The following is a 3,693-nucleotide window of genomic DNA, read 5'->3' on the forward strand; positions in this document are numbered from 1 at the left end:
GTCGAGGACGAGCCGGTTCGCCTCGTCGCCGATGGCGTGGGTCGCGACGTCGAGACCCGAGCGCACCGCGAGCAGCGTCCGCTCGAGGAGCACGTCGTACGGCATGGCGGCCATGCCACAGCCCTCGTGGCCGAGGAACGGCTCGGTCATGTGCGCGGTGTGCGAGCCGAGGGCACCGTCGCTGAAGAACTTCACGGGACCGACGCGGAACACGTCGTCGCCCTGGCCCGAGCGGCGGCCCTGCTCGATCGCGGCCTCCAGGTCGCCGTCACGCGTGCACTTGGTGACGCGGATCCGCAGCGCACCGTCCGCGTGCATGGCGGCGTAGGCGTCGCGGGCGTGCTCGCCGTCGATGTCGGTGATGCTCGTCAGCCCGACCGACAGCAGCCGCTGCTGGCACCGTTCGAGCCAGGGGCGCAGCGGCCCCTCGTCGTGGTCGAGCGCGAGGAGCAGCTCCTGCGCCTTCTCGCGCAGGATGCCGGTGGGTTCGCCGTCGGCGTCGCGGTCGATCTCGCCACCGACGGGGTCGGGGGTGTCTCGGGTGATCCCGGCGGCCCGGAGCGTCGCGGTGTTGGCCCAGAGGGTGTGGCCGTCGACGCTGGCGAGGGCGGCGAGGCGGTCGCCGGTGACGCGGTCGAGCGCGTGCCGGTCCGGCTGGACGGGGACGTCCCAGACGTTGTGGTTCCAGCGGCCGCTGTGCAGGGCGGCGCCGGGCGGGAGCGTGGCCGCGTGGGCCGCGACCCGCGAGAGCGCCTCGGCGAGCGACGTGGCGTCGCGAAGGTCGACCGACGCCATGTCCCGCGAGAGCCACTCGGTGTGCACGTGGGCGTCGTGCAGTCCGGGCATGACGACGACGCCGGGCAGGTCGACGACCTCGCACGAGGCGCCCGCCCCCGCCTCGCGGGCGTCTGCGCCGGCGGCGACGACGCGCCCGTCCTCGACGAGGAGGGCGTCGGTCCACGGGGTCGTCCCCGCGGGCGCGACACCGGTCCAGATGCGGTCGTGCCGGAGGAGGACGCGGCTCACCGGCCGGGCACCAGGACGAGCTTGCCCGTGGTCCGCCGCCCCTCGAGGGCCTCGTAGGCGTCGGCGACCTCCGCGAACGGGTAGCGCCCGCCGACCTCGAGCCGCAGCGACCCGTCGGCGATGGCGCCGAGCACCTCGCCGGCCCGCCACTCGTACTCCTCGCGCGTGGCCACGTAGTGCCCGAGCATCGGGCGGGTGAGGAACAGCGACCCGCCGGCGTTGAGCCGCTGGATGTCGAACGGCGGCACCTGGCCGCTCGCGCCGCCGAAGAGGACCATCATCCCGCGGGGGCGCAGGGACGCGAGCGACGCGTCGAAGGTGGCCTTTCCGACGCCGTCGTACACGACGTCGACGCCGCGGCCTGCGGCCTCGCGCACGGCGGCGGCGAGGTCCTCGGGCGCAGAGAACCGGGAGTAGTTGATGACGTGCTGGGCGCCCAGGTCGCGCGCGATCCGGAGCTTCTCGTCGGTGCCGGCCGTGGCGACGACCGTGCCGCCGCGGGCGACGACCAGCTGGACGAGCAGCTGCCCGACGCCGCCGGCGGCCGCGTGCACGAGCGCCACGTCGCCCTCGGAGACGGCGTACGTGCTCGTGACGAGGTAGTGCGCGGTGATGCCCTGGAGCATGGCCGCGGCGGCCACCTCGAGGTCGACGCCCTCGGGGACCCGCACGAGCGCGGAGGCGGGCTTGTTGACGAGCGTCGACTCGCTGCCGGCCGACTGGCACCAGGCGACGCGGTCGCCCACGGCGACGGCGTCGACGCCCGGGCCCAGCGCGACGACGGTGCCCGCGCCCTCGTCCCCGAGGACGAACGGCGTCGGTACCGGGTAGACGCCCTGCCGCTTGTAGACGTCGATGAAGTTGACGCCCGCGGCGGCGACCTCGACCTGCACCTCGCCGGCGCCCGGCTGCGGCACGTCGTGCTCGCGCAGCTCGAGGACGCTGCGGTCGCCCGGTTCGGTGACGAAGACGCTCGTGGCAGTGGTCATGTCCGTCACCCTACGACCGGGCAGCGGCCCCGGCGGAGGCGAGGCGTCCGAGCGCGTCCCCGTCGACGCGGAAGGTCGTCCAGTCCTCGAGAGGCCGCGCGCCGTGGGAGCGGTAGAAGGCGATCGAGGGTTCGTTCCAGTCCAGGACAGCCCACTCCAGACGCGTCCAGCCCCGCTCGACGCACGTGGCCGCCAGGCCGGACAGCAGCGCGGTGCCGATGCCGCCGCCGCGCGTGGCGGGGTCGACGAACAGGTCCTCCAGCCAGATGCCCGGCTGGCCGGTCCACGTCGAGAACGTCGTGAACCACAGCGCCATGCCGACGACCCGGCCGTCCTGCTCGGCCACGTGCGCGAAGGCTACGGGTGCGGCGTCGGCGGGGAAGAGGGCCCGGGTGAACTGCTCGGGCGTCGCCACCGCGGCATCGGGCTCCTTCTCGTAGGCGGCGAGGGCCCGGACGAGCCGGATGAGGTCGGGCACGTCGGCGGGGGTGGCGGGGCGCGTCGCGAAGTCGGTCACGCGGCCCATCCTGCGCCATCGCGCGTGCGCCCGGACAGCGCCGCCCGCGCCGCCGGACCGGCCTGACGGGCGCTGTGGGCGCGGAGACGTAGGCTTGGCCCCATCATGAGCACGCTCTTCGACGACCTCCCCATGCCCGGATTCGAGCGCGGCGGGGCCGGTGCCGCAGCAGGGTCCGGGCGCGCCGGCGAGGTCACCGAGGTCACCGAGCGCGGCGTGCCGACCTGGGCCGAGGCCGCCGCCCGGGCCGGCATCGCCACCCCCGGTGGCGCGCCCGCTCACGTCGACACCGAGGCGCTGCTGCACGGCCTCAACCCGCAGCAGCGTGAGGCCGTCGTCCACGAGGGTGCGCCGCTGCTCATCGTCGCCGGTGCCGGTTCGGGCAAGACGCGGGTGCTGACCCACCGCATCGCGTGGCTGCTCGGCGAGCGCGCCGTCCAGCCGGGTCAGGTCCTCGCCATCACCTTCACGAACAAGGCCGCGGCCGAGATGCGTGAGCGCGTCGAGGCCATCGTCGGCCCGCGGGCGCGCGCCATGTGGGTCATGACCTTCCACTCCGCGTGCGTCCGCATCCTGCGCCGCGAGGCTGCGAAGGTCGGCATGCGATCGACGTTCTCGATCTACGACGCCGCCGACAGCCAGCGCCTCATGGGGCTGGTGATCCGCGACCTCGACCTCGACCCGAAGCGCTACCAGCCGCGCAGCTTCTCGGCCCAGGTGAGCAACCTCAAGAACGAGCTCGTCGACGAGGAGTCGTACGCGGCGCAGGTGGCCGAGGGCAACCACTACGACCGCACGGTGTCGCAGGCCTACACCCAGTACCAGCGTCGGCTCCGGCAGGCCAACGCGCTCGACTTCGACGACATCATCATGATGACCGTCAACATCCTGCAGGCCTTCCCCGACGTCGCCGAGTACTACCGCCGCCGGTTCCGGCACGTGCTCGTCGACGAGTACCAGGACACCAACCAGGCGCAGTACCAGCTGATCCGCGAGCTCGTCGGCGAGGTCAAGGGACCCGAGGGCTCGTGGACCGTGCCCCCGGCCGAGCTGTGCGTCGTCGGCGACTCCGACCAGTCGATCTACGCCTTCCGCGGCGCGACGATCCGCAACATCCTCGAGTTCGAGAAGGACTACCCGGACGCGCGCACCATCCTCCTC

4 protein-coding genes are annotated in these 3,693 nt (G+C 73.7%); 1 reads left to right on the plus strand and 3 read right to left on the minus strand.

Features of this window, described 5'->3' with window-relative positions; all coding sequences use genetic code 11:
• From ACR9ZK_RS20990 to ACR9ZK_RS21000, 3 genes are all read right to left on the minus strand, one after another.
• A partial coding sequence (locus ACR9ZK_RS20990) for an amidohydrolase (protein ID WP_481343905.1) occupies positions 1–1,026 on the minus strand: 1,026 nt, incomplete at its 3' end.
• Complete coding sequence (locus ACR9ZK_RS20995; RefSeq protein WP_481343906.1) at positions 1,023–2,015, minus strand: quinone oxidoreductase family protein; 993 nt, start codon at positions 2,013–2,015, stop codon at positions 1,023–1,025. The genes ACR9ZK_RS20995 and ACR9ZK_RS20990, both read right to left, overlap by 4 nt.
• 10 nt (positions 2,016–2,025) lie before the next feature.
• Positions 2,026–2,532: an N-acetyltransferase family protein gene (locus ACR9ZK_RS21000; protein WP_481343907.1), complete on the minus strand. Its 507-nt coding sequence runs from the start codon at positions 2,530–2,532 to the stop codon at positions 2,026–2,028.
• A gap of 105 nt (positions 2,533–2,637) precedes the next feature.
• On the opposite strand from ACR9ZK_RS21000, the gene ACR9ZK_RS21005 reads away from it, so the two are divergent.
• Positions 2,638–3,693: UvrD-helicase domain-containing protein (locus ACR9ZK_RS21005; RefSeq protein ID WP_481343908.1), on the plus strand; the 1,056-nt coding region annotated here is incomplete at its 3' end.

It is taken from the genome of Monashia sp. HAY1-5C (assembly GCF_056755255.1).